20 protein-coding genes are annotated in these 24,664 nt (G+C 71.5%); 17 read left to right on the plus strand and 3 right to left on the minus strand.

Translation table 11 applies throughout. The features are described from left to right. Positions 1-344: 344 nt before the first annotated feature. Genes VGB75_18515 through VGB75_18525 form a run of 3 tightly spaced genes read right to left on the minus strand, consistent with a single transcriptional unit; the run spans position 345 to position 5,042 of the window. Positions 345-2,651 (minus strand): DUF3488 and transglutaminase-like domain-containing protein, encoded by a 2,307-nt coding sequence (locus tag VGB75_18515; protein ID HEY0169045.1) that lies wholly within the window; start codon positions 2,649-2,651, stop codon positions 345-347. After that, a complete protein-coding gene (locus VGB75_18520; protein ID HEY0169046.1) occupies positions 2,648-3,958 on the minus strand; it encodes a DUF58 domain-containing protein in 1,311 nt (436 codons plus the stop codon). The genes VGB75_18515 and VGB75_18520 overlap by 4 nt, the downstream gene beginning before the upstream one ends. A gap of 10 nt (positions 3,959-3,968) precedes the next feature. Then, positions 3,969-5,042: a MoxR family ATPase gene (locus VGB75_18525; protein HEY0169047.1), complete on the minus strand. Its 1,074-nt coding sequence runs from the start codon at positions 5,040-5,042 to the stop codon at positions 3,969-3,971. Between the two features lie 417 nt (positions 5,043-5,459). Here VGB75_18525 and mraZ point away from each other — a divergent pair, with 417 nt between their 5' ends. From mraZ to VGB75_18610, 17 genes are all read left to right on the plus strand, one after another. Continuing rightward, positions 5,460-5,888 carry a division/cell wall cluster transcriptional repressor MraZ gene (mraZ, locus tag VGB75_18530; protein HEY0169048.1) on the plus strand — a complete coding sequence of 143 codons (429 nt, stop codon included), beginning with the start codon at positions 5,460-5,462 and terminating at the stop codon, positions 5,886-5,888. A gap of 264 nt (positions 5,889-6,152) precedes the next feature. Then, positions 6,153-7,124 (plus strand): 16S rRNA (cytosine(1402)-N(4))-methyltransferase RsmH, encoded by a 972-nt coding sequence (gene rsmH, locus VGB75_18535; GenBank protein HEY0169049.1) that lies wholly within the window; start codon positions 6,153-6,155, stop codon positions 7,122-7,124. Beyond that, positions 7,121-7,750, plus strand: a complete 630-nt coding sequence (locus VGB75_18540) for a hypothetical protein (protein HEY0169050.1) — start codon at positions 7,121-7,123, stop codon at positions 7,748-7,750. Before rsmH ends, VGB75_18540 begins: the two co-directional genes overlap by 4 nt. Positions 7,751-8,361: 611 nt before the next feature. Further along, positions 8,362-10,056, plus strand: coding sequence for a penicillin-binding protein 2 (locus VGB75_18545; protein HEY0169051.1), 1,695 nt, complete (start codon positions 8,362-8,364; stop codon positions 10,054-10,056). A gap of 50 nt (positions 10,057-10,106) precedes the next feature. Then, positions 10,107-11,735 carry a UDP-N-acetylmuramoyl-L-alanyl-D-glutamate--2,6-diaminopimelate ligase gene (locus VGB75_18550; GenBank protein ID HEY0169052.1) on the plus strand — a complete coding sequence of 543 codons (1,629 nt, stop codon included), beginning with the start codon at positions 10,107-10,109 and terminating at the stop codon, positions 11,733-11,735. Continuing rightward, entirely contained in the window at positions 11,732-13,159 is a 1,428-nt protein-coding gene (gene murF, locus VGB75_18555; protein HEY0169053.1) for a UDP-N-acetylmuramoyl-tripeptide--D-alanyl-D-alanine ligase, read from the plus strand. Before VGB75_18550 ends, murF begins: the two co-directional genes overlap by 4 nt. Then, a complete protein-coding gene (mraY, locus tag VGB75_18560) occupies positions 13,156-14,250 on the plus strand; it encodes a phospho-N-acetylmuramoyl-pentapeptide-transferase (GenBank protein HEY0169054.1) in 1,095 nt (364 codons plus the stop codon). The genes murF and mraY overlap by 4 nt, the downstream gene beginning before the upstream one ends. A 207-nt stretch (positions 14,251-14,457) precedes the next feature. Beyond that, positions 14,458-16,032, plus strand: coding sequence for a putative lipid II flippase FtsW (ftsW, locus tag VGB75_18565; protein ID HEY0169055.1), 1,575 nt, complete (start codon positions 14,458-14,460; stop codon positions 16,030-16,032). 1 nt (position 16,033) lies between these two features. Further along, positions 16,034-17,164, plus strand: a complete 1,131-nt coding sequence (locus VGB75_18570) for a UDP-N-acetylglucosamine--N-acetylmuramyl-(pentapeptide) pyrophosphoryl-undecaprenol N-acetylglucosamine transferase (GenBank protein HEY0169056.1) — start codon at positions 16,034-16,036, stop codon at positions 17,162-17,164. Continuing rightward, a complete protein-coding gene (gene murC / locus VGB75_18575) occupies positions 17,148-18,686 on the plus strand; it encodes a UDP-N-acetylmuramate--L-alanine ligase (protein HEY0169057.1) in 1,539 nt (512 codons plus the stop codon). The genes VGB75_18570 and murC overlap by 17 nt, the downstream gene beginning before the upstream one ends. After that, positions 18,683-19,390 carry an FtsQ-type POTRA domain-containing protein gene (locus tag VGB75_18580; GenBank protein ID HEY0169058.1) on the plus strand — a complete coding sequence of 236 codons (708 nt, stop codon included), beginning with the start codon at positions 18,683-18,685 and terminating at the stop codon, positions 19,388-19,390. The genes murC and VGB75_18580 overlap by 4 nt, the downstream gene beginning before the upstream one ends. A gap of 275 nt (positions 19,391-19,665) precedes the next feature. After that, the gene (gene ftsZ / locus VGB75_18585; protein ID HEY0169059.1) at positions 19,666-20,859 is read left to right on the plus strand and encodes a cell division protein FtsZ; all 1,194 of its coding nucleotides are present in this window, start codon (positions 19,666-19,668) and stop codon (positions 20,857-20,859) included. Between the two features lie 14 nt (positions 20,860-20,873). Continuing rightward, on the plus strand, positions 20,874-21,614 hold the full coding sequence (locus VGB75_18590) for a YggS family pyridoxal phosphate-dependent enzyme (protein ID HEY0169060.1): 741 nt from the start codon (positions 20,874-20,876) through the stop codon (positions 21,612-21,614). A gap of 43 nt (positions 21,615-21,657) precedes the next feature. Next, positions 21,658-22,152 (plus strand): cell division protein SepF, encoded by a 495-nt coding sequence (gene sepF, locus VGB75_18595; GenBank protein ID HEY0169061.1) that lies wholly within the window; start codon positions 21,658-21,660, stop codon positions 22,150-22,152. Between the two features lie 40 nt (positions 22,153-22,192). Then, the gene (locus tag VGB75_18600) at positions 22,193-22,486 is read left to right on the plus strand and encodes a YggT family protein (protein ID HEY0169062.1); all 294 of its coding nucleotides are present in this window, start codon (positions 22,193-22,195) and stop codon (positions 22,484-22,486) included. 228 nt (positions 22,487-22,714) lie between these two features. After that, positions 22,715-23,617: a DivIVA domain-containing protein gene (locus VGB75_18605; protein ID HEY0169063.1), complete on the plus strand. Its 903-nt coding sequence runs from the start codon at positions 22,715-22,717 to the stop codon at positions 23,615-23,617. A 108-nt stretch (positions 23,618-23,725) separates the two neighbouring features. Continuing rightward, positions 23,726-24,625 (plus strand): hypothetical protein, encoded by a 900-nt coding sequence (locus VGB75_18610; GenBank protein HEY0169064.1) that lies wholly within the window; start codon positions 23,726-23,728, stop codon positions 24,623-24,625. The last annotated feature ends 39 nt before the right edge of the window (positions 24,626-24,664 follow it).

The raw sequence follows: 24,664 nt of genomic DNA on the forward strand, positions 1-24,664 counted from the left end.
CCGGTAGTCACAGGTTCGGTAGCCACAGCAGGGCCGGTAGTCACAGCAGGCCAGGCCCGACCCAGGCAGGCGCCCAGCCGGCAGTCAACCAAGGGCGCTGGACGCCCAGCCAAGCAGCGCGATCGCAGGCCCTGGCCGCCCAGCCGGCAGTCAACCAAGGGCGCTGGACGCCCAGCCAGGCAGTCAACCAGTTTCTGGACGCCAGGGCTTGGCAGTCACAGAGGCGGGGGTTCGCCCGCTCTTCAGCCAGGCAGGCCGCACCCCAGGGGCGGCAAACCCGCCAGCTCCGCCTCAGGGGGCTACCCGTCCGGGGGCTAGCAAGGATGGTGAGAGGCGCCGCAGGCTCAGCGCCGCCAGCGTGGCTGGCCCATCAGCGACCGGGGGATCCACCGGTGCATCAGGCTGAGCCGCCGGTCGGTCCGTCGCGCCCATCGGGTCAACGCCTGGTCAAGGGCGGCAATGGACTCGGCGGGCACCTCATCGACCAGCTGCGCGCTGAACCGGTCACGCTCGACCCGGTCGGCCACCGCGGAGACCGCGGCGCGGCCGCGCTCATCGACGCCGTGCCGTGACAACCAGCCGGCGACCTGGCCAACGGTGACGGTGCTGGGCCACAAGGCGTCCCGGTCGGTGGCCGTCGCCGCCAGCTCCAACCAGAGCGGTTCGGGGTTGCCGGTCGTCCGGGCGCGCTCCAGCCGTCGCCGGCGTTGCCGTTGCCGTAGCCACTGCGGGCCGAAGACCACCGCGGCGAGCACCAGCAGCACCAGCAGCACCAGCAGCGCGATCCCCAGCGCAGCGCTGGAAGGCCCGAAACCGTCCTCGGACGCGGCGTTCTGGCTCGCCTGCCCATCCGCCGGGGCGCTGGAGGAGAGCTGGGTCCGTCTCGCGGTCGGCTCCGCGGTCTCCTCGGCGGCGGCGTCCTCGGGATGAGGCGCCCACGGCAGCGCCACCGCCCGGCTCGCTTCGGCGCCGACCAGCGGGGTGGGGTCGAACGGAACCCAACCGACCTGCGGGAAGAACACCTCTACCCAGGAGTGCGCGTCAGAGGTCATGACGGTGAAGACGCCGTCGGTGTTCGGGTCGCGATGGGTGTAGCCGATCACGACGCGACTGGGCAAGCCGGCCTGGCGCATCAGCACCGCGGCGGCGGCGGCGTACTGCTGGCAGAAGCCCTTCCTGTTCGCCAGGAAGGACACCAGCGCGTCGCGGCCGTCATCGGCGCCGGTGCTCAAGGTGTAGACGAAGTTGTTCGCGGGGGTGGTGAAGTACTCCGAGATCGCCTTCGCCTTCTCATAGGGGCTGTCCTTGCCGGCGGTCAACTGGTCGCTGAGCGCTTTGACCGAGGAGGGGAATTCCGGGACGTCGAGCAGCCGCGCGCGCGTGGGCTCGTCCGGAGGCGTCCACGCCGACGCCTTTTTCAGGACGTCCGTCGACGGGTTCGGCTGGGCGACCCGTTGGGTGTAGGTCATGCCGCGGGTCAGCTTGGCGTTCACCACGCTGGCGGTGGCCGCGTTCCAGGAGCCGCCGCCAGGAGTCCGCAGGCTCCGCGGGTTCGACAGGATCGGCAGTGTCGAGCCGCCGAGCGCCAGGAGCGTGAAGGTGGCCTCGAACTCGAACGGGCTCGACAGGTCGTCGTCGCTGCTGTCATCGTCGGGGCTGATGGTGAACGGGCCCCTCAGCCCACTCAGCCTGGATGGTCCTTCCCAGCGCTTCCAGCCGTCGTCGGAGAACCGGTCCAGGACCTCCTGACGGACGTAGAACGGGCGCCCGCTATCGACCTTCACCTGGAACAGCGGGATCTGCTTGGACCGCTGCAGTTGACCGCGCAGCGAGGCCAGGCTGCTCAGCACGATCTGGCCGTTACCCGTGCCAGGGCCGTCGCCGCCGTGGTGGGTTGCCCGGGCGAGCACGTTCACCGACACCGACGGCAGCAGTAGCGGAACCAGCAGGGCCGCCACCACCCCGGTCACGGCCATCCGCCGGGCACCACCGAGCCGGCCTGCCGAGCCGTCCACCGAGGGCCCCCAGGCTCGGTCCTGCAGCCTGGTCCCCGACAACAGGATCAGCAGGAAGCCGCCGGCGGCAGCGGCGAACCACACCGGGTGAGCGGCGTTCGACGAGGTCGCCGACGCGATCGCCAGCACCTCCAGCAGGGGAGCCGCTGCCAGCAGCGGCCGGCGCAGCAGCACACCGAGGACGTCGGTCAGGGCCACCAGCCCCACCAGAGCCGCGGCGACCAGCAGCCGCAGCGCGCCGGTGGAGGCCAGCGGGGCTTGCTCCTGCTTGATCAGGGTGTTCGCCGCGGCGACCAGGTCGCCGATGTCTGACAGCGACGACGGCGTCGGCAACACACCCAGCAGCAGGTGCTGCGGAACGAATACCCACAGCAGCATCAGCACCGAGGCCGCCAGACCCACCAGGCTGTGCCACCAGCGTGGCGCCGAGCGCAACCGGAACAGGGTGACGACCGCCAGATAGGGCAGCACGCAACCCACGCTGACTATCAGCCAGGACCAGTCGGTGAAGACCGAGCGCAGCGGCAGGGTGGTCAGCAGGACGCCGGCCGCCACAGTGCCGGTGGCGGCCGCGACGACCGGGTCGGGCCCGGCGCCGTGCCGGGCAGTGGCCTTGGACTTGGCAGCGGCGTTCATCGGAGGCTCGCAACGCGTGCCGAGAGCAGGCTGGGCCAGAGGTCGCCGACGTCGTCGCCGGCCTCGGCCGGCACCACCCGCCACCCGGCGGCGCGCAGGGCGTCTGCGCTGGACTGCCAGGCTGCCTCGGCGAGCTGGTCATTGGCAGCGCCGTTCCAGGTCCAGGGCCGCAGCAGCAGCGCCACCGCCGAACCGGGGGACTGGGGCCGGCTCAGCAGCCCGCCGATGGAGCTCTTGGGGGTGGCCGCCAGCACGGCGAACACCGCGGCGTCACGGCCCAACCCGCTCAGCGCGGCCGCCAGCGGATCGAGGTCGGCGCGCAGAGCGGGCTTCACCTCGGCGAGCAGGTCCAGGATCGCCGAGGGGGTGTCATGCGCGACCTGCCCGTCGCCGGTCACCAACGCGACCCGCCGGCCCTGCTCGGCCAGGTGGCAGCCGATGCTGGCGGCTGCCGAGACTGCCCATTCCAGCGCCTCGGAGTCCGGCTGAGCCGGTGACGTCGGGTAGGCCATCGCCCGGTGGTCCAGCAGCACCAGGGACTCACCGTGCCAGGGCCGTTCCTCCTGCCGGACCATGAACGCTCCCGAGCGGGCGGTGCTGCGCCAGTGGATCTTGCGCAGGTCATCGCCGTGGCGGTACTCGCGCACCGAGGCGTCATCCGAGCCTCCGACGCCGACCGAGTGGCTGAGGGTGGCCGCGCCGTCTCGCCAGGCGATCGGCAGGCTCAGGCGTGCCAGCGGGGTGGTCGCCGGTCGCACGATCAGCTCGCCGACGTCGGTGGATCGGGTGTCGGCGGTGACCAGGCCGAAGGGATCGCTGGCCATCACGGTGGTCGGTCCGACGGTGTACCGGCCACGACGCAGCGCCGGCAACGGGTAAGCCACCGTGCGGCGCTGTCGGCCGCGGACTCCGGCCACGCTGAATCGCAGTGGACGCCCGCCCGGCACCGTCTCGGTGACGCGCAGCGGCCCGGTGCCGAAGCTGTGCGGGTTGCTGAGCACCAGCCGGACCCGCGCCTGCTCGCCGACCACGATCCGCGCCGGCGTCACGGCGTGCCCGATTCGCAGGCCCGAGCGGGCTTGCCGGACGGCGAGCCAGGCCGGCACGGGCAGCACCAGCAGCAGCACGCCCAGGCGCTGCAGGTCCAGCACGCCGAGCATCATCCCGGTCGCCAGCGAGATCAGCCCCACCGTGATGAAGGTGCGGCCGCGGCTGGACAGCGCCACCCGCTGGGTTCCGATCGAGGTGGTGGTGTCGATCACCGGCGGTGCCGCCGAGGAACCACCACGGGTTCGGTTCGTCGCCACGAGTGCTGCCCTATCCGCGAGGGCTGGCTACCGGAATCGGGACCTTGGCCACGATCTCTGCCAGCAGATCTTCAGGTGAGCGGCCGGCCACAGTGGCGGTGGCCGCCGGAATCAACCGGTGGGCCAGCACCGGCACGGCCAGTCTCTGCACGTCGTCGGGCAGCACGTAGTCCCGGCCGGCCAGCGCGGCCGCGGCCTTGGCGGTGCGCAGCAGGTGCAGCGAGGCGCGCGGCGAGGCGCCGAGCCGGATCTCGGGATGGTTGCGGGTGGTCTCGGCCAGCGTGACGACGTAGTCCTTCACCGACTCCACGACGTGCACGGTCCGGACGGTCTCGATCAGGCCGCGGATGTGGGCGGCGTCAGAGACCGACCGCAGCGTGGACAGCGGGTCGACGGTGGTCTGGTCGCTGAGCATGGCGATCTCGGCGGTGCGGTCGGGGTAGCCCAGTGAGATCTTGGCGGTGAACCGGTCACGCTGGGCTTCGGGCAGGGCGTAGGTGCCCTCCATCTCCACCGGGTTCTGGGTGGCCAGCACCAGGAACGGCGCCTGCAGCTCGTAGCGCATGCCGTCGACGGTCACCTGCCGCTCGGCCATGCACTCCAGCAGCGCCGCCTGGGTCTTGGGAGAGGCGCGGTTGATCTCGTCGCCCAGCAGGATGTTGGCGAAGACCGGGCCGGGCTTGAACTCGAAGTCGCTGGTCTCGGCGTTGAAGATGGAAACACCCGTGACGTCGCTGGGCAGCAGGTCGGGGGTGAACTGGATCCGCCGCACCGAGCAGTCGATGGAGCGGGCCAGCGCCTTGGCGAAGGTGGTCTTGCCCACGCCGGGCACGTCCTCGATCAACAGGTGGCCTTCGGCCAGCAAGACTGTGACGCCGAGCCGGATCACCTCGTACTTGCCGGCGATGACCTTCTCGATGTTGGCGATGATGCGCTGGGCTGCCGGGCCCACGTCGGCGATCGAGGGCGCGGGCGCGGAGGCCGAGGGGTCCACCGCGCCGTTGGCGCCCGAGGGCGAGCCGTGACCGTTCTGCCGCGCGGGACCGGCCGCCGGCTGAGCGGCCTGAGCTGCTGCATGTGTCACTGCGAATCCGTTCTGTTGCTCTGAAAGACCGCCGCACAGCGTCAACTGCCTGGCGACACCCTCAGGGTTGTCGAGAAGCGGGTACAAGTCGAGAGCCGACGTCAGCCGTTGGCCCGTTCGTTCCAGGGTAGTTGCTCGCGCGACGAGCGGTGAGCCTCTCGGCTCATCCGGCTCCCTCCTCATCAAAACCACAGCCAGCGGCCAGGTAAGAGGGCGCGACTGGCGGTGCGGCGGTCAACCCCGGAACCGTCGAGTGGGGAATCCGCTCGCGGGCGGCGTCCGGTGTTTGTCCTCTTCATTCCCTTCAGGGGCACGTTGTCGGCGATATGGCCGATGTTTTTCCAGAACAGTGGTGAACAGTGGGGTAGGGTGGGTCATAGTGGGGGTAGTGTTAAGTTCGAGTCATGGAGGTGGGCGATGTTTCTCGGCACGCACACCCCTCGGCTCGACGACAAGGGCCGGCTCGCTCTGCCCGCGAAGTTCCGCACCGAGCTGGAAGGAGGACTGGTGATCACCAAGGGCCAGGAGCGCTGCCTCTTCGTGTTTCCGATGGCCGAGTTCAGCCGGATCACCGAACTGCTGCGCTCGGCGCCGGTCACCCAGCGCAGCGTCCGGGACTACAGCCGGGTGTTCTTCGCCAGCGCCTCGCACGAGGTGCCCGACGGCCAGGGCAGGATCACCGTCCCCAGTCAACTGCGCGAGTACGCCGGGTTGTCCAAGGACTGCGTCGTGATCGGCGCGAACAGCCGGGTCGAGGTCTGGGACTCGGCGGCGTGGCAGAGCTACCTCGCCGACACCGAGCAGTCCTTCGCCGACGCCGAGGAGGTGCTGCCCGGCCTGCTCTAGGGCCAGCTCCATCGACATCGTTGCGGCGCGCCGGCCCCCGGCGCATGCGGATCGGCCTCCTCCCGCCACCTCCGAGCCCACCTGACGCACTTCCCCGGCGCCAGGCGGATCGGCCCCGGCAGGCGGGCGGGGACCAGTCGGCATGAGACGGGCGCCAGCCCCGGCAACACCGGCAGCACAGAAGGGGATGACCCGGACCAGCCGCGACAGACACCGCCGGCTCGACAGCTACAGCGCACCACCGAGATGTTCAGGAGTCACCGCATGGGCGAACCGGAGCCACCGGCCCCGGCTGGGCACGTCCCGGTGCTGCTGGACCGGGTGCTGGAGCTGCTTGCCCCGGCCCTGACCCGGCCTGGCGCGGTGCTCGTCGACGCCACCCTGGGCCTCGGCGGCCACAGCGAGGCTCTGCTGCGGGCTCATCCCGAGCTGAGGCTCGTCGGCCTGGACCGCGACCGGCAGGCGCTGCGGCTGGCCGCCCAACGGCTGGCCCCCTTCGCCGGGCGCACCCACCTGGTGCACGCCGTCTACGACCAGCTTCCCGAGGTGCTCGATGACCTCGAGCTCACCGGGATCGACGGGGCGCTGTTCGACCTGGGGGTCTCCTCCATGCAACTGGACCTGGTCGAGCGTGGCTTCTCCTACGCCCAGGACGCGCCGCTGGACATGCGGATGGACGAGCAGGACCCGTTGACCGCCGAGGAGATCGTCAACAGCTACCCGGTGCCGCGATTGGCGCGGGTGCTGCGCGAATTCGGCGAGGAGCGGTTCGCGCTGCGGATCGCCCAGGCGATCGGGCGCCGCCGCGCCGAGCACCGGCTCACCTCCACCGCCGAGCTGGCCGAGCTGGTGCGTCAGGCGATCCCCGCCGCGACCCGCCGCACCGGTGGCCATCCCGCCAAGCGCACCTTCCAGGCGCTGCGGATCGAGGTCAACTCAGAACTCGCCGCGGTCCAGGCCGCGATTCCCGCCGCGTTGCAGGCGCTGACCGTAGGGGGGCGCATCGTCGTGCTGGCCTATCACTCCCTGGAGGACCGGATCGTCAAGCGCAGCTTCGCCGAACTCGCCCTTGACCAGACTCCGCCGGACCTTCCGGTGGCTCTCGCGGCGGCCGGCCCGCAGATCAGGTTGCTGAGCAGGGGATCCGAGCCTGCCACCGAGGCCGAGATCGCGGCCAACCCGCGAGCCGCCTCGGTGCGGCTCAGAGCCGCCGAGCGCATCCGGGAGGCAGCATGACCGCCCGTCCACCCGCTCAGCCCGGCGTCGCGCTGCACGTCCGGCTGAGCCGGCTGCCGCTGCCGGTGCTGCTGACGATCATGCTGGTCGCGGGCCTGTGCGCGTTGCTGGCGTTGAACACCGCTTCGGCCGCCCAGGAACTCAAGCAGCGCTCGCTGAACGACAGCAACACCGCGCTGTCAGACCTGGAGCAGCAGCTGATGCGCGACCTGGCGGCCAAGCAGGCGCCCGCCTCCCTGGCCGCGGCCGCGGCCGCGCAGGGTCTGGTGCCCAATCCGAACCCGGCCTTCCTCCGGCTCAACGCCGACGGCTCGGTCACGGTGCTGGGCTCACCGGCAGCTGCCACCACCACCCCGCCGGCGGCGCCACCGCCACCGCAGCCCGCGCCGCCAGCCCCCGCCACCTCCGCCACCTCCGCCGCTGCCGGCGCGACGCCGGCCAGGACGGCGCCCAGCACGTCCACCGGACCGGCGCCGGCCTCCAGCAGGCCCGCCAGCCGGCCGGCCGGCAGCAGCAGCCGGACTTCGGCGCCGGTGGTGACTGTGACGGTGACCCGGCCCGCCGCGGCGCCGACCCCCTCTGCCACTGCCCGCACGACGAACTCGACCGCGCCCGGAGGGCCGTGATGACCCGACCACCACAGCAGCCGCCGGTCACACCACCGCGGCCCGGCGCCCCTCGTCTCGGCCGGCAGCCGGTCCAACCGGTCTCCGATCGGCCCCGATCGCCGGGTCGGCAGTCCGCCGGCGCGCGGGAGCCGCACCGAGCCGGCGCCACCGCAGCGCCGGGGCAGCGCCAGGCGGCGCGTAAGGCGTCCGGCCCGCCAGAGACGGCGCGTCAGACGCCCCCCTCCCGTCAGGCGCCCGGCCCGGGCCAGGCGCCAGGGCAGCGCCCGACGCCTCGTCAGCCGCAGGCGCCGGGCTCCCGCCAGGTGTCCGGCCAGGCGCCGCGGCCGCGTCCGACTCCTCACCAGCCGCAGGCGCCCGGTTCCCGCCATGCGCCCGGCTCCGGTCACGCTGGTTTCCGCCAGGCGCCCGGCTCCGCTCACGCGCCGGGCCCGCGTCCGGCGCCGGCCTCACAGCGGGACGCGAGCCGCAGGCAGCCGCCGGCTCAGCGGCAACGCCCGGCACGGCGTCCGGCCACGTCGCGCCGGCCCGCCGGCGTCCGCTCGGCGCCGCGGTCCCGCGCGCTGCGCCTGGGCGGATCCCTGCGGCGGCTCTGGGCCAGCGTGGCGGCGGTGACCCTGCTGCTGTCGGTGGTGTTCGTCCGGCTGGTGTGGTTGCAGGGCATGGACACCGCCGGTTACGCGCTGGCCTCCTCTGACGAGAAGCACGGGTCCATGACCCTGCACGCGGCCCGCGGCTCGATCGTGGACCGCAACGGCGTGCCGCTGGCCTACACCGCCGACGCCAAGGACATCGTCGCCGATCCGACGATGGTGCCGGTGGGCGACCGGCTGGAGTACGCGACGCTGCTTTCGCCGCTGGTGGGCAAGTCGGTGATAGCGATCGCCGACCAGCTCACCTCCACCTCGCACTACGCGCTGCTGGCCACCGCCCTCTCACCGGCGGCGGCCAAGCAGATCGAGGACCTGCGGCTGGACGGCAAGCCGTTGCCGGGCATCTTCGCCCAGGCCACCTCGCAGCGGCTCTATCCCGGCAAGAGCACCGGCGCGAACGTGATCGGCCTGGTCAAGTCCGACGGCGTCGGGGCGGCCGGCGTGGAGTACAGCCACGACTCGCTGCTCAAGGGCGCCGACGGCTCGGTCAGCTACCAGAAGGACTCGGTCGGCAACGTCAATCCCGCCGGCCCGATCAAGCGCAAGGCCGCGATCGACGGCGGCACCGTCCGGCTCACGATCGACCAGGACCTGCAGTACATCAGCCAGTCCTACCTCGAGCACGCCATCAAGCGGACCAAGGCCAAGGGCGGTCAGGTGACGGTCCTGGACTCCCGGACCGGGCAGATCCTGGCGCTGGCCTCCAACGGCTCCTTCGATCCGCAGAACCCGGCCAGCATCAAGGCCGGCCAGTCGCTCAACCCCAATGTCCAGCAGGTCTTCGAGCCGGGCTCGGTGAACAAGATCGTCACCATGGCCGCAGCGCTGGAGAAGGGGCTGATCACCCCCCGCACGGTGCTCACCGTTCCGCAGACCGTCCAGACCGGCGGGATCACCGTGCATGACGCCTGGTGGCACCCGGAGCAGAAGTTCACCGCCACCGGTGTGCTGGCCGAGTCCTCCAATGTCGGCACCCTGGCGATCGCCGACCGGGTCGGCAAGCAGAGCTTCTACGAGTACCTGCAACGGTTCGGCCTGGGCCAGAAGACCGGCGTGGAGCTGCCCGGTGAGAGCGCCGGGTTGCTGCCCGACATCGGCAGCTGGTCTGACTCGACCTTCGCCAACCTGCCGATCGGGCAGGGGGTGGCCCTGACCTCGCTGCAGCTGGCCTCGATGTACCAGACGGTGGCCAACGACGGCGTCCGGATCCCACCGCGGATCGTCAGCTCGGTGACCGACGCCGACGGCTCGGTGACTGCGACCGCGCGACCGGCCGGCATCCGGGTGATGTCGGCGCCGAACGCCCGGACGCTGCGCACGATGCTGGAGTCGGTGACGCTCAAGGGCGGCACCGGCGTGAAGGCGGCCATTCCCGGGTATCGGGTGGCAGGCAAGACCGGCACGGCCCAGCAGCCCGATCCGGCGACCGGCCGGTACTCCGACTCCAACTACTGGCTGACCTTCGCAGGCATGGCGCCGGCGGACAACCCGCGGTTCACGATCGCCATCATGGTCGATGACCCGAGGGCGGGCCTGGAGGGCGGGGACGTCGCGGCGCCGCTGTTCCGCCAGATCGCCTCCTACCAGCTGTCCGCGGCCAAGATCGCGCCCAGCGGATCGCAGTCCGTGCTCGTTCCGCTGACCCTGAACTGACCGTGGTCAGCCAGCGCGATGACAGGCAAGGTGAGCGCCGGAGGGAGCCCGTGAGCGCATCGGTAACGTGGGCAGGCGTGGCGCCACTGCAGCAGGGTCAGCAGCCGGACGGGGCCGGGCTCCGCCCGAGCAAGGTAGTGCCCCGGCGGCTCGGCGAGCTGGCGACGCTGACGGGCGCCACGGTGGCCGGCCAGGACCGGCGCGTGTGGGAGCTGGCGGTCTCCGGGGTGAGCGTCAGCTCGGCCCAGGTGCGCCCGGGTGACCTGTTCGCCGCGCTGCCCGGCGCGAGCCGGCACGGGATCGCCTATCTCGACCAGGCGCTGGCGGCGGGTGCGGTGGCGGTGTTCACCGACCCGACCGGCGCCGCAGAAGCGGCCAGGCTGAGCCCGGAGTCGCCGGCGCTGGTCACTGTGGACCCGAGGGCGGCGCTGGGCCCGTTGTCTGCTGAGGTGTACGGGAATCCGTCCCGCGCGCTGCCGGTGTTCGGCGTCACCGGAACCAGCGGCAAGACCACCACCACCTTTCTGATGCGGGCCGGACTGGCCGCGGCCGGACGCCGGTCGGGGCTGATCGGAACCGTCGGTGTGTTCCTCGACTCCGAGACCGTGAAGACGCCGTTCACCACGCCTGAGGCGCCGCAGTTGCAGGCGCTGCTGGCGGTGATGCGCGAGCGCGGGCTGGACAGCGCCTCGATGGAGGTGTCATCGCACGCGCTGCGGCTGGGACGGGTGGACGGCGCCGAGTTCGCGATAGCGGCTTTCACCAACCTCTCCCAGGACCATCTCGATTTTCACGCCGACATGCAGGACTACTTCGCCGCCAAGTCCCTGCTGTTCGACGGCCGGGCCCGGCGCGAGATCGTGGTGGTCGACGACGACTGGGGACGGCAGCTGGTGAAGCCGTCGACGGTCACGGTCAGCGCCGTGCACGACGCGGCGGACTGGCACGCCGCTGACGTGCGGGTGCTGGCCGATGGAAGCACCCGGTTCACCGCCCACGGACCGGGCGGGAGCTTTCCGGCCGGCTGCCGCATCCCGGGGGAGTACAACATCGCCAATACCCTGCTGGCGTTGGCGATCCTCGCCGAGGCCGGTGTCGAGGTCGCCGAGGTGGCGCCCGCGGTGGCCGCCGCGCAGGTGCGTGGGCGGATGGAGCGGGTGGACGGCGACCAGCCGTTTCTGGTGGTGGTCGACTACAGCCACAAGCCGGCCGGGGTGTCGGGGGCGTTGCAGGCGCTGCGGCCGCTGACGGCCGGTCGGCTGATCATCGTGCTGGGCTGCGGCGGTGACCGCGACCGCGGCAAGCGCGCGGTGATGGGCGAGGTCGCCGCCTCCGAGGCCGACGTGCTGATCGTGACCGATGACAACCCCCGCTCCGAGCCACCGGCTCAGATCCGTGCCGCGATGATCTCCGGCGCCCACAGCGTGCCGGCCGGGCAGCGCGCCCAGGTCATCGAAGAAGGCGACCGGCGCAGTGCCATCAAGCGGGCCATCGGACTGGCCCAGGCCGGTGACACCGTCCTAATAGCGGGCAAGGGTCACGAGACCGGGCAGGAGGTCGAGGGCGTCCTGCTCGCCTTCGACGACGTCACGGTGGCCTCTGAGGCCCTGGCCGGGCAGGGCTACCACAAGGACGAACGCGACGGCCGGCAGGCGGAATGCGGCGTGAGCCGGCTGTGATCAAGCTGAGTCTGGCCGAGATCGCCGCAATCGTCGGCGGCCGGCTGGTAGCCGCCGACCCTGAGCAGACGGTGTCGGGCAAGGTCGAGTTCGACAGCCGAAAGGTCGTCGCCGGCGACCTGTTCCTGGCGATCGCCGGCGAACGGGTGGACGGTCACGACTACGCCGAGGCAGCCGTCAGGGCGGGAGCGGTTGCTGTGCTGGCCAGCCGCGAGGTGGCTGCTCCGACGATTCTGGTGGCGGACCCCATCGAGGCGATCACCTCGTTGGCGCGGGCGGTGGCGCCGCGGCTCAACGCAACCGTCATCGGCATCACAGGCTCCTCCGGCAAGACCTCGACGAAGGACCTGCTCGGGCAGGTGCTGGCCGCCGCCGGGCCCACCGTCGCCACTCCAGCATCGTTCAACAACGAGCTGGGCTACCCCTACACGGTGCTGCTGGCGGATGAGAGAACCCAGTACCTGGTGCTCGAGACGTCCTCCCGCGGGGTGGGCCACATCCGGCACCTGACCGGTATCGCGGCGCCGCGGCTGGCCGCGGTGCTCAACGTCGGCAGCGCCCACCTGTCCGAGTTCGGCAGCGTCCAGACGATCGCCCTGGCCAAGGGCGAGCTGGTCGAGGCGCTACCCGGCGCCGCCGACGGCGGGGTCGCGGTGCTCAACGCCGATGACCGGCTGGTCATGGAGATGGCCGCGCGCACCACTGCCCGGATCGTGACCGCCGGTGAGCACCCGGACGCCGACGTGCGGGCCGCCGGCGTCGTGGTGGACTCCTCGGGCCGGGCCCGCTTCGAGCTGATCACAGCCGCCGGCAGCGCCGCGGTCAGCTTGAAGGTGCGCGGCGAACACCAGGTCTCCAACGCCGTGATCGTGGCGGCGCTGGCCCTGGCGTGCGGGCTGGAGCTGCCGATGGTCGCTCACGCGCTCTCCCAGGCGAGCGCGCTCTCGGCCTGGCGCATGCAGGTCAGCGAGACCGCGGCAGGCATAACGGTGATCAATGACGCCTACAACGCCAATCCGGAGTCGATGCGGGCAGCGTTGAAGGCGCTGGCGATCATGTCCGAAGGGCGCCGGTCGGTCGCGGTGCTGGGCCACATGGCCGAGCTGGGGCCCGACGCGATCGCCCAACACGACGCGCTGGGCCGGCACGCCGTGCGCCTGGACATCGCGGCGCTGATCGCGGTGGGCGAGCAGGCCCGTGCCATCGCCACCGGCGCGGCGCTCGAAGGCTCCTACGACGGTGAGTCAGAGTGGGTGCCGGACGCGACGGCGGCTGTCGCCAGACTCGGTGACCTGTTGCGGCCAGGTGATGTGGTTCTGGTGAAAGGATCCCGGTCGGCGGCGATGGAGGTTGTGGCGCAGGCGCTCATCGAACGGTTCGGCAGCCTTCCCGACACTCCTTCGGCCCAAGCCGGCCCGGCATGAAGACCATCCTGATCTCAGCGCTGTTCGGGCTGATGACCTCGATCCTGTTCACCCCCCTGGTGGTGAAGTACTTCCGCAGGAAGGGATTCGGGCAGGAGATCCGCGACGACGGTCCCAAGAGCCATCTGGTCAAGCGAGGCACCCCGACCATGGGCGGCGTGGCCATCATGGTCTCCACGATCGTCGGTTACCTGATGGCGCACCTGATCGGCTCGTTGCGCCACGACTCGGGTCCGACCGCCTCGGGCATGCTGCTGCTGTTCCTGATGCTGGGCGCGGGCGGAGTCGGCTTTCTCGACGACTTCATCAAGTTGCGGCACCGGCGCAGTTTGGGCCTGCGCGCTCGGGCGAAATTCGGCGGTCAGCTGCTGGTCGCGCTGTTGTTCGGCATCGGGGCGATGATGTTCAAGGACGAGCAGGGGCTGACGCCGGCGTCCAAGCGCATCTCCTACGTCCGTGACATCGGGGCCCTGTCGATCGGGGTGGTCGGCTTTCTGCTGCTGGCCTATCTGATCATCACCGCCACCACCAACGCGGTGAACCTGACCGACGGCCTGGACGGGCTGGTGGCCGGCAGCGCCGCCATGGTGATGGGCGCCTACACCCTGCTGACCTTCATCCAGTTTCGCAGCAGTTGCCATCCGCCCCCGGCGCTGTCGGGCTGCTACGCGATCCGGGACCCGCAGGACCTGGCGTTGATCGCCGCCGCGGCGATGGGCGCGTGCTTCGGATTCCTCTGGTGGAACGCCAAACCCGCCCAGATCTTCATGGGCGACACCGGCTCGATGGCGCTCGGCGGCCTGATGGCCGGCCTGGCGATCCTGTCGCGCACCGAGCTGCTGCTGGTGGTGCTGGGTGGCCTGTTCGCCGTGGTGACCCTGTCCAGCGTCATCCAAACCGGTTGGTTCAAGTACACCCGGCTCAGGACCGGCACCGGCAAGCGGGTCTTTCGGATGGCGCCGTTCCATCACCATTTCGAGCTCGGAGGCTGGGAGGAGACGACCACCATCGTCCGCTTCTGGATCGTCAGCGGCTTGGCGGTCGCCTTCGGAATGGGCCTGTTCTATGCAGAGTTCATCTCGCACGGGTAGTCCGGCGGTGAGCCAAGCCCGGGCGTCGCGGTCACGGCCGGGCCGACCGGGTGAGATCGAGAGCACGGTGGCACGACACGCGACACGCCTCCCGGGGAACACCCTGCCCAGGACCGACGATAGGGCCATGCACGAGGTCGCCGCCGCCGCGACGTCACTGGCCGGCGCCGGTGCCGTGGCACTGCCCGACGGCGCGTGGGCGTGGTCATGATCAGCCGGTTGCGCACCCGGGTCAGCGGCGCCCGGGTGGTCAAGGCCTCGGGCCAGTACCTGGACGGCCCGTACGCCTCGACCCAACTGATGCTGGCCGCCGGTGGCGGGTTGCTGTTCTTCGGCCTGTTGATGTCGGCCTCGACCACCCTGGCGGCTTCGGTGCACACCACCGGCGACGCGCCGTGGGCGCAGCTGATCCGCGAGGTGCAGTTCATCCTGCTGAGCGTGCCGGTGTTCTGGCTGGCGGTCCGGATGCCACCGGCCGCCTATCGCCGGCTGGCCTATCCGGCGCTCGGCCTGGCGCTGATCGCCCTGGTCGGCGTGCTGGTTCCCGGCATCGGCGTCACGGTCAACGGAGCGCACCGCTGGCTGCAGCTGGGCCCGCTGACCGTGCAGCCCTCGGAGTTCGCCAAGTTCGCCATCTTGGTGTGGGGGGCCGACCTGCTTGCCCGCAAGGAGTCCTTGAAGACGCTGACCACGACCAGGCATGTGCTGATCCCACTGCTGCCGGGCTTCGTGGTGGTGATCGGCCTGGTGATGCTGGAGCCGGACCTGGGCACCTCGTTGTGCTTCATGCTGCTGCTGCTGGGTTTGCTGTGGATGGTCGGCCTGCCCTACCGCTACTTCGCCAGCCTGGTGGTGGTGGTGGCCGGCGCGGTGACGGCCCTGGCGGTCACCGAGGCCTACCGGCTGGAGCGACTGACCACCTTCATGCATCCCGACCTCGACCCGGGAGGCGCCGGCTATCACACCATCCAGGGCCTGTACGCGCTGTCCAGCGGTGGCATCTTCGGCGTCGGCCTCGGCCAGGGAACCTCGAAGTACGGCTGGGTGCCCAACGCCAACACCGACTACGTCTTCGCCGTCGTCGGTGAGGAGCTCGGCCTGCTGGGCTGCGTCGTGGTGCTGGGGCTGTTCGCGCTGTTCACCTACGCCGCGATGCGGATCGCCCATCGCAGCCAGGACCCGTTCGTCCGGCTGGCCGGCAGCGGCGCCGCCATCTGGATCGCCGGCCAGGCATTGATCAACATCGGATACGTGACCGCGTTGTTGCCGGTCACCGGCATTCCGCTGCCCTTCATCTCCAACGGCGGCACCTCACTGGTGCTGACCTGCGCCGTGCTGGGCATGCTGGTGTCCTTCGCCCGGCACGAGCCGGCCGCGGCCCGGGCCGCTCAGCTGGCGGCGGAGAGCGGCAGCACCGCCCGGTGGGTTCGGATGCTGCGGCTGCCCGCGCCGGCGGCGCCCCGGACGGCCCGTGCGTCCTCGACTGCGCGTGCGTCCTCGGCGTCGCGCTCGTCCTCGGCGTCGGCCTCGACCCCGCGAGCGTCCTCGGCTTCGACCCCGCGAGCGTCCTCGACCTCGCGGACGCCGGCGGGGGAGCGGGCCGCCGCCACCCCTGCCAGTGCCGCTGGAGGGCGGGGCGCCTCGACGGGGCGCCGTGGCGACCGGACGGCGTCGACCGGCGTCAAGGCGGCCGCTGCCACCCGGCCGGCGCCGGCGAGCCGGCAGCAGCCTGGCCCGCACCGGACGGCGGGCCAGCCGACGGCTCGCCGCAAGGGCGCCTGAGGTGGCCGAGCTGGCTGGGGCGCCCAAGGCGCCCAAGACACTGAGCGTCGTGATCGCCGGCGGCCACTCCGCCGGGCATATCGAGCCCGCGATGAACGTCGCGGACGCGATCAGAGACCTCGATCCGACCGTGCTGATCACCGCGCTGGGCACCGTCCGCGGCCTGGACACCACGCTGATCCCGGCGCGCGGGTATCCCCTGGAGCTGATTCCGCCGGTGCCGTTGCCCAGGCAGCTGAACCTGGCGCTGCTCAAGACTCCCGGCCGGGTGGCCGCGGCGGTCCGGGCGGCCGGAGCGGTGCTGGACCGGGTGCAGGCCGACGTGGTGGTCGGCTTCGGCGGCTACGTGGCCGCGCCCGCCTACCTGGCCGCTCGGCGGCGGGGAATCCCCATCGTGGTGCACGAGGCCAACGCCCGGCCCGGGGTGGCCAACCGGCTGGCGGCCCGGCTGACCAGGCACGTCTACACCGCGCAGGCCTCGGCCGGCCTGGCCCACGGCCGCCCGATCGGCATTCCGCTGCGCCCGGCCATCCTCGAACTGGACCGCGACCGCGACCGGCCGGGCGCCCGGGCCAGGCTGGGGCTGGCCGCCGACCGGCCCACGCTGCTGGTCACCGGCGGGTCCCAGGGCGCTCGGCGGCTGAACGAGGCGGTGCTCGGAGCGCAGCGGTCGCTGGCGGCGGCGGGCATCCAGGTGCTGCACATCGCCGGGGCGAAGAACCCGCTGGTCGCCCCGGACAGAACCGCTGACGAACCGCCGTACCTGGTGCTGCCCTACCTCGACGCGATGGCCGACGGGTACGCCGCCGCCGATTTCGTGCTGTGCCGCTCCGGAGCGATGACCTGCGCCGAGCTGACCGCGGTGGGCCTGCCGGCCGGTTACGTGCCGCTGCCGCTGCGCGGTGGCGAGCAGCGCCTGAACGCCGAGCCCATCGTCTCCGCGGGCGGGGGCCTGCTGGTGGCCGACTCCGAGTGTGACTCGGCGTGGGTGGCCGAGAATGTGACCGCGGTGCTCAGCGATCAGACTCGGCTGGCGGCGATGTCAGCGGCCGCCCGCCGCGCCGGCGCCCGGGACGCGGGCGCGGTGCTGGCCCGCCGCATTCTGGAGGTGGCCCGTGACCACGACGCCTGAGCCGGTCTTCGGGGCTGAGCCGGGCCCGGCGGCGCGCTCGCAGGCCGGCTATGACCGGCCGGCCGGCTGGACCGCGCCCGGCGCGGCGCTGGTGTCGACAGCGGCCACCGAGGTGGTTCCGCCGGCCGGCGAGCTCGGCCGGGTGCACATCATGGGCATCGCCGGTTCGGGGATGAGCAGCCTGGCTCGGATCATGCTGGCCCGGGGCGTTGCGGTGACCGGCTGCGAGAGCCGCGAGTCCGAGACCGTGCGGCAACTGCGCGAGCTCGGCGCCGAGATCTGGATCGGGCATGCGTTGGAGCACCTGGACGGCTGCGACACCCTGGTCTACACGACCGCTATCGATCCCGCGAACTTCGAGCTGACCGCCGGTCGCGAACGCGGGCTGCGGGTGCTGCGCCGGGCGACCGCGCTGGCCTCGATGGTCACCGGCAGCCGCTGCGTCGCCATCGCCGGCACCCACGGAAAGACCACCACCACCTCGCTGCTGGCCACCGCCGCGCTGGCAGCCGGCCTGGATCCCTCTTTCGCGATCGGGGCGAACCTGGCTGGCGTCGGGGTGAACGGGCAGGCCGGCGCCGGTGAGCTGTTCATCGTCGAGGCCGACGAGAGCGACGGCTCGTTCCTGCTGCTGTGGCCGGAGATCGCGGTGGTGACCAACGTCGAGGCCGACCATCTGGAGAACCACGGTGACCTCGAAGGGATCTTCAGGGCCTTCGAGCAGTTCGTGGACCGGATCGCACCCGGTGGCCTGCTGCTGTACTGCGCCGATGACGCCGGCGCCAGCCGGCTGGCCGGCTACGCCCGCGAGCGCGACATCCGGGTGCGCGGCTACGGCGCCGGCGCGGGGGCTGAGGTCCGGGTCGGCGACATCGTCGAGCTGCCCGACGCGGTGGAGTTCACCGTGCACGGCGTGGGCGAAGCCGCCATCGACGTCCGGCTCGGGTCGCTGATCGGCCGGCACATGGCACTCAACGCCACGGCCGCGCTGGCGGTCGCGGTGGAGCTGGGCATGCCGGCCGGGCTGGTCGCCGGCAGCTGGCGAGACTTCCCCGGCGTGCAGCGCCGCTTCGAGTTCCGCGGCGAGGCCGGCGGCGTCCGGGTGTATGACGACTACGCCCACCACCCGACCGAGGTGCGCGCGCAGCTCGGCGCCGCTCGCGGCGTGCTGAGCGGGCCCGGCAGGCTCATCGCGATCTTCCAGCCGGGCACCTACAGCCGGACCCAGACGTTCGCCTCGGAGTTCGGCCAGGCCCTGGCGCTGGCCGACGTCGCCGTGGTGATGGACATCTTCCCGGCTCGGGAGAAGCCGATTCCGGGAGTGACCGGCGAGCTGATCGCCGGGCGGGTCCCGTCGCCTCCCGCCCAGGTGCTCTACGAACCGGACTGGCACGCGGTCGCCGCCCGGGTGGCCGCCCTGGCCGAGCCCGGCGACGTGCTGCTGACCATGGGGATCGGCGACGTCCACCTGCTGTGCGCCGACATCCTCGCCGAGCTGGCCCGACGGGCGGCAACCCGATGACCGGCATCCCGACTGCCGGCCGGCTGGGGTGGTTGCGGACGGCCCGCTGGCAGCCCTGGTGCGCGGCCGCCCTGGTGCTGGCCCTGCTGCTCTGGCTGATCGCCTTCTCCAGTGTGCTGGGGGTGCGCTCGGTGAAGGTGGTCGGCGCCCGGACGCTGACCGCCGAGCAGGTGCGCGCCGCCGCCGGCATCCGGACCGGCGCGCCGCTGGCCAGGCTCGACCTCGACGCCGTCAGCTCCCGGCTGAGCGCGGTGGCGCCCATCCGCGCCGTCACGGTGAGCAGGTCCTACCCGGGCACCGTCACCATCCGGGTCACCGAGCGGACCGCGGTCGGCTACCGCCCGGTCGACGGGGGACAGGTGCTGCTCGTCGACCGCGACAACGTGGTCTTCCGCTCCGTCAAGAGCACCCCGGCCGGCTTGCCGCGGCTGCTGGCCTCGAGCTCGGGCGCGCCCTCGGCCGCCGCGGCGCTGGTCGCCGGAACGCTGCCGCCCAAGATCAGCAAGTCCCTCGGCTCGATCTCGGCGCCGAGCGAGGAGTCGGTCACGCTGACCCTGCGAGACGGCCGCACGGTGCTGTGGGGTGGGGTGGACCGCAGCGTGGAGAAGGCGCGGCTGCTGTCGGTGCTGCTGGGCCAGCCGGGGCGCTACTTCGACCTGAGCGATCCCAGCACGGTGATCAGCCGCGCCGGCCCCGGCAACTAGCTCACTGCCTGCTCGCGCCTCCGATCGCCTAGCCCGGCCACAAGTCCGGCTGCCTGCTCGCGCGCCTCCGCCGAGCGTCAATGATCCGTGACTTTCGGTGTGTCGCGGCGCGCCTTCACGCGCCGGCGGCTCGGCGAACTACTTTTCCTGATATCGCTCAGGTTGACATAACATTAACGGTCTACTTGAGGGTGAGGGTTCAAACCAGGTACCCGAGCACTACCGAAGATCGACCACCACCACCGAAGATCGAAAGCTAGCGAAGGACAGGCCTCATGACCTCACCCCACAACTACCTCGCTGTGATCAAGGTCGTCGGTGTCGGCGGCGGCGGCGTGAACGCGGTCAACCGGATGATCGAGCAGGGCCTCAAGGGCGTCGAGTTCATCGCGGTGAACACCGATGCGCAGGCCCTGCTGATGTCTGACGCTGACGTCAAGCTCGACGTCGGCCGCGAGCTGACCCGCGGCCTCGGCGCCGGCGCGCAGCCTGAGGTCGGCCGAAAGGCCGCCGAAGACCACCGCGACGAGATCGAAGAGGTGCTCAAGGGCGCCGACATGGTCTTCGTCACGGCCGGTGAGGGCGGCGGCACCGGCACCGGCGGCGCTCCGGTGATCGCCAGCATGGCCCGCAAGCTTGGCGCGTTGACCATCGGCGTGGTCACCCGGCCGTTCTCCTTCGAGGGGAAGAAGCGCGCCACCCAGGCCGAGATCGGCATCGAGCAGCTGCGCGCCGAGTGCGACACGCTGATCGTCATTCCCAACGACCGGTTGCTGCAGATCTCTGACCCCAACGTCTCGGTGATGGACGCCTTCCGCAGCGCCGACCAGGTGTTGCTGTCCGGCGTGCAGGGCATCACCGACCTGATCACCACCCCGGGCCTGATCAACCTGGACTTCGCCGACGTCAAGAGCGTCATGAGCGGCGCCGGCTCGGCCCTGATGGGCATCGGCTCGGCGCGTGGCGAAGGCCGGGCCCGGGCGGCTGCCGAGATGGCGATCGCGAGCCCGCTGCTGGAGGCGAGCATGGACGGCGCCCACGGCGTGCTGCTGTCGATCTACGGCGGCTCTGACCTGGGCCTGTTCGAGATCAACGACGCCGCCACCCTAGTCGCCGAGTCCGCGCACCCGGACGCCAACATCATCTTCGGCGCGGTGATCGACGACACCCTCGGCGACGAGGTCAAGGTGACCGTCATCGCCGCCGGCTTCGACTCGGGCCAGCTGCCCTACAAGAAGGTCGAGATCCCCGCGCGGCGTGAGCCTGAAGCCCACCTGGCCACCGTCTCGGCCGCGCCGGTGATGAACGGAGCCTCCGCCGGGACAGCCCGGCCGGCGCAGACGTTCCAGCCCAGTTCCAGCGCCTTCAACTCCAGCGCGCCGGCCGCGGGCAACAGCTGGTCGCCGACCACCACGCGCAAGCCGGTCGAGCCCGACGAGGAACTGGACGTCCCTGACTTCCTGAAGTAGGCCGGACAGCTTCGATGAGCTCCCCGCCGGAGGACCGGCTGGCCGAGTTGCGCGACAACCTGGCCGCGGTCCGGTCCCGGATCGACCAGGGGTGCCTCGCCGCCGGCCGGTCCAGCCAGGAGATCACCCTGATCGCGGTCACCAAATTCTTTCCGGTGACCGACGCCGCGCTGCTGGCCGAGTTGGGCGTGACCGACCTGGGGGAGAGCCGGGACCAGGACGCTTCGGTCAAGGCGGCCGAGTTGGCCGAGCACACCAGCGTCGCGGTCCGGTGGCATTTCATCGGGCGGCTGCAAAGGAACAAGGCCCGGTCGGTGGCCCGGTACGCCGACCTGGTGCACAGCGTCGACCGGCAATCGCTGGCCGAGGCGCTTGAAGACGGCGCTCGGCGAGCCGAACGGCCCGCGCTGGACGTCCTCGTCCAGCTGAGCCTGGACGACGACGCCGACGCCAAGGCCCCGACCGGCCGGGGCGGTGGCGCGGCGGACGAGCTGATGCGGCTGGCTGATCGGGTCGCCGGCTCGGAGGTATTGCGGCTGGCCGGCGTGATGGCGATCGCTCCGCTCAAGGGTGATCCCGATCAGGCGTTCAGCCGGTTGGCCGAGGTCCTCCAGCGGTTGCGCGAGAACCACCCGGCGGCCGATGTCGTCTCGGCCGGCATGAGCGATGACCTGGAAGCAGCGCTGCGACATGGCGCGACACACGTGCGGATCGGTACGGCGTTGCTCGGCCGCCGCCCCCAACAATTCAGATAGCGTCGGCCCGCAGCAGCGGGAAGTACCTACACAGGAGGACGAAATGGCTACAGCCTTTCGGAAGATGGGCGTCTACCTCGGCCTAGTCGAGGATGACGACTACGCCGACGGCGGCGGCACGGAGTCCTACGGCTCGCTCGCGCGTGATCCGCAGTACCAGCGCCGCGAAGTCGAGCCGGCGCCGGCACGTGGCGGCTACGAGGCCCCCAGCGCCGAGACCGAGATCTATGACGACTACGACGTCACCTACGAGCAGCCCCCGCAGCGCATCACCACCCTGCACCCGCGGACCTACAACGAGGCCAAGACGATCGGCCTGCAGTTCCGCGCCGGAACGCCGGTGATCATGAACCTCTCCGAGATGGACGACTCCGACGCCAAGCGGCTGGTCGACTTCGCGGCCGGGTTGACCTTCGGCCTGCACGGCAGCATCGAGCGGGTCACCCCCAAGGTGTTCCTGCTCAGCCCGCACAACGTCTCGGTGACCGCGGCGGACAAGCAGCGGATCGTCGAGGGCGGTTTCTACAACCAGAGTTGAGGCGTCGGCGGTCTCACCGTGCGGGTGAGAGAATGGGTCCATGACGACGTTCTGGGCCGCGATCGGCCTCGCGCTGCTGGTGTTCTATCTGCTGGTGATCGCCCGGTTGATCGTGGAGACGACGCGCAGCTTCGCCAGAGGATGGCGTCCGGCCGGCGCAGCGGCTATCGGCCTGGAGGCGGTGTACACCGTCACCGACCCGCCGATGAAGCTGCTGCGACGGCTGATTCCGCCGTTGCGGCTCGGTGGGATCAATTTCGACATGAGCGTGATCGTGCTGTTGCTCGTCATCTGGATATTGCGCGCGATCGTCACGTCACTGGCTACCGGCTGACCTCGCTCAGCCTGCCCGCCAGGCCGGCTCAGGCTGACTTCAGCCCTCTTTTTCGGCACTCGCGCGCTACGCCTGCGCCCCGGGTCGCTATCCTGCCTACTGCACCGATTTATGCAGTCGGGGCGAGCGGCGCCGCGACTTCGTGGCTGCCGTATGCATCAAGCCTGTCCGTCGCACGCCAGGACAGCCCGTTCCCGGGCTTTCCACCACTCCACATGAGGTGACTCGATGCCTTTGACGCCCGCTGAAGTCCACAACGTGGTCTTCAAGAAGCCCCCGATTGGCAAGCGCGGGTACGACGAAGAAGAGGTCGACGCCTTTCTCGACATCATCGAAGTCGAACTCGCCCGTCTGATCGAGGAGAACGCAGACCTCAAGGACCGCTCGCCGGCCGGCGCGGCCTCGCCGGACGGTTCAGCGCTGGCCGCGGCGCGTGAGGAGAACCGCAAGCTCACCGCCCGGATCGGCGAGCTGGAAGCGGCGCTGACCCAGGCCCGCAAGCCCGCGGCCGGAGACCAAAACGAGCCGGCCGCGATCGCCGCCGCGCACGAGGAGAACCGCAAGCTGACGACCCGGATCGGCGAGCTCGAAGCAGCCGTCAACCAGGCGCGCCAGGCCGTCCTGCAGGCCCAGCAGGAAGCTGCCGCCGCCAAGGCTGCCAGCCCGGCGGCCAGCGGCACGACCGGCGGCAATCAGCTCGGCATGGCCGAGCGGGTGCTGGCCCTGGCGCAGCAGGCTGCCGACGAGCAGACCGCAGCCGCCAAGGCGCACTCGGACAAGACCTTCGCCGAGGCCAAGGCGCACCAGGAGCGGGTGCAGGCAGAGGCCCGCGCCTTCCACGAGAAGACCGTCGCCGAGGCCCAGTCGCGCGCCGAGCAGCTGGAGCGGGACTCGCGCGCGAAGGCCTCGGGCACCGTGCAGGAGGCCGAGCAGCGGGCCAACCAGATCACCAGCCAGCTCGAGCAGCGCAAGGCGGCGCTGGAGAAGCGGCTGGAGGAGTTGCGCACCTTCGAGCACGAGTACCGCTCGCGGCTCAAGAGCTACCTGGAGTCCCAGCTGCGGGATTTGGACACCAGCACCCGCGCGGAGCCGGCCACTCAGCCGGCCGGCTCGGACAAGCAGTCCGGCTGACCCAGCCGGCGCGATCGGATCGAGGAGCGGCGCTTGGCGACGGCCCGACAGGGCCGGCCGCCGGGCGCCGCGGCCTAGAAGGCGGGAGGCCGCGACGTGCAGGTAGGGGTGTTGTCGCTGCTCGTCGCCGGACTGGCCTTTCTGGTGCTGGGGTTGACCACCGGCAGCACACCGCTGGTGCTGGCCTCGACCGGGGCCAGCCTGCTGGCGGTCTACGTGATAGTCCGGGTGCGCCGCGAGCAACAGGCCGGAGCGGCTGGAGCGGCTGGAGCGGCCAAAGCGTCCGGAGCGTCCAAAGCGGCTGGAGCGGCTGGAGCGGCCGCGGCAGCCGGCGGACAGCGCAAAACCCTCGAGAACGCGCGGGTCGGCGCCGCCGCGCCTGCGGTCGCGACGCCCTCGGGGTCAGCCTCGGCGCCTGAAAAGCCGGCCCACGCCGCACGCGTGCCGGCCACAGCTGAGCGAGTCGCACCCGAGTCGGTCGCGGATGAGCGAGTCGCACTCGAGCCGGCCGCACCCGAGCCGGCCAGGGTCGAGCCGGTCGCACCCGAGCCGGCCGCGGATGAGCCGATTCGGGCCGAGCCGGCCAGGGTCGAGCCCGCCGAGGCTGAGCCCGCCAAAGCTGATCCGACCGTTGTCACTAAGCCAACCGCGCCGACCGAGGCGATCCCGACCGCGCCGACCGTTGTCACCGCGCCGACCGCGGCGATCCCGACCGCGCCGACCGTTGTCACCGCGCCGGCCGAGGCGATCCCGACCGCGCCGACCGAGGCCGGTGATGCCGATGACCTGGCCATACCCGATCCAGCGGCGGCCGAGACCGACCCGCCGCTGCGCAGCCGAGGCGATGAGCCGGTCTGGGTGATCGACGGCCGGCCGCGTTACCACCTGCCTCACTGCGGCTTCCTGCTCGGCCGCCAGTCAGAGCCGGTGCCGCTGCGCCAGGCCTTCGAGGACGGCTTCAGTCCCTGCGCGCTGTGCGACCCCGACTCCGGGCTGGCCGCCGGCTGAGGCTGATCGCCAGGGCGCGGACCGGGGTCCGCTCCCAAG

The sequence above is a fragment of the Jatrophihabitans sp. genome (assembly GCA_036399055.1).
Lineage (GTDB): Bacteria > Actinomycetota > Actinomycetes > Mycobacteriales > Jatrophihabitantaceae > Jatrophihabitans_A.

Excerpts from the sequence above, each read along its gene's own strand:
- VGB75_18515 (HEY0169045.1), bottom strand. The coding sequence starts at position 2,651 with ATGAACGCCGCTGCCAAGTCCAAGGCCACTGCCCGGCACGGCGCCGGG.
- mraZ (HEY0169048.1), top strand. The coding sequence starts at position 5,460 with ATGTTTCTCGGCACGCACACCCCTCGGCTCGACGACAAGGGCCGGCTC.
- rsmH (HEY0169049.1), top strand. The coding sequence starts at position 6,153 with ATGGGCGAACCGGAGCCACCGGCCCCGGCTGGGCACGTCCCGGTGCTG.
- VGB75_18540 (HEY0169050.1), top strand. The coding sequence starts at position 7,121 with ATGACCGCCCGTCCACCCGCTCAGCCCGGCGTCGCGCTGCACGTCCGG.
- mraY (HEY0169054.1), top strand. The coding sequence starts at position 13,156 with ATGAAGACCATCCTGATCTCAGCGCTGTTCGGGCTGATGACCTCGATC.
- ftsW (HEY0169055.1), top strand. The coding sequence starts at position 14,458 with ATGATCAGCCGGTTGCGCACCCGGGTCAGCGGCGCCCGGGTGGTCAAG.
- VGB75_18580 (HEY0169058.1), top strand. The coding sequence starts at position 18,683 with ATGACCGGCATCCCGACTGCCGGCCGGCTGGGGTGGTTGCGGACGGCC.
- ftsZ (HEY0169059.1), top strand. The coding sequence starts at position 19,666 with ATGACCTCACCCCACAACTACCTCGCTGTGATCAAGGTCGTCGGTGTC.
- VGB75_18590 (HEY0169060.1), top strand. The coding sequence starts at position 20,874 with ATGAGCTCCCCGCCGGAGGACCGGCTGGCCGAGTTGCGCGACAACCTG.
- sepF (HEY0169061.1), top strand. The coding sequence starts at position 21,658 with ATGGCTACAGCCTTTCGGAAGATGGGCGTCTACCTCGGCCTAGTCGAG.
- VGB75_18600 (HEY0169062.1), top strand. The coding sequence starts at position 22,193 with ATGACGACGTTCTGGGCCGCGATCGGCCTCGCGCTGCTGGTGTTCTAT.
- VGB75_18605 (HEY0169063.1), top strand. The coding sequence starts at position 22,715 with ATGCCTTTGACGCCCGCTGAAGTCCACAACGTGGTCTTCAAGAAGCCC.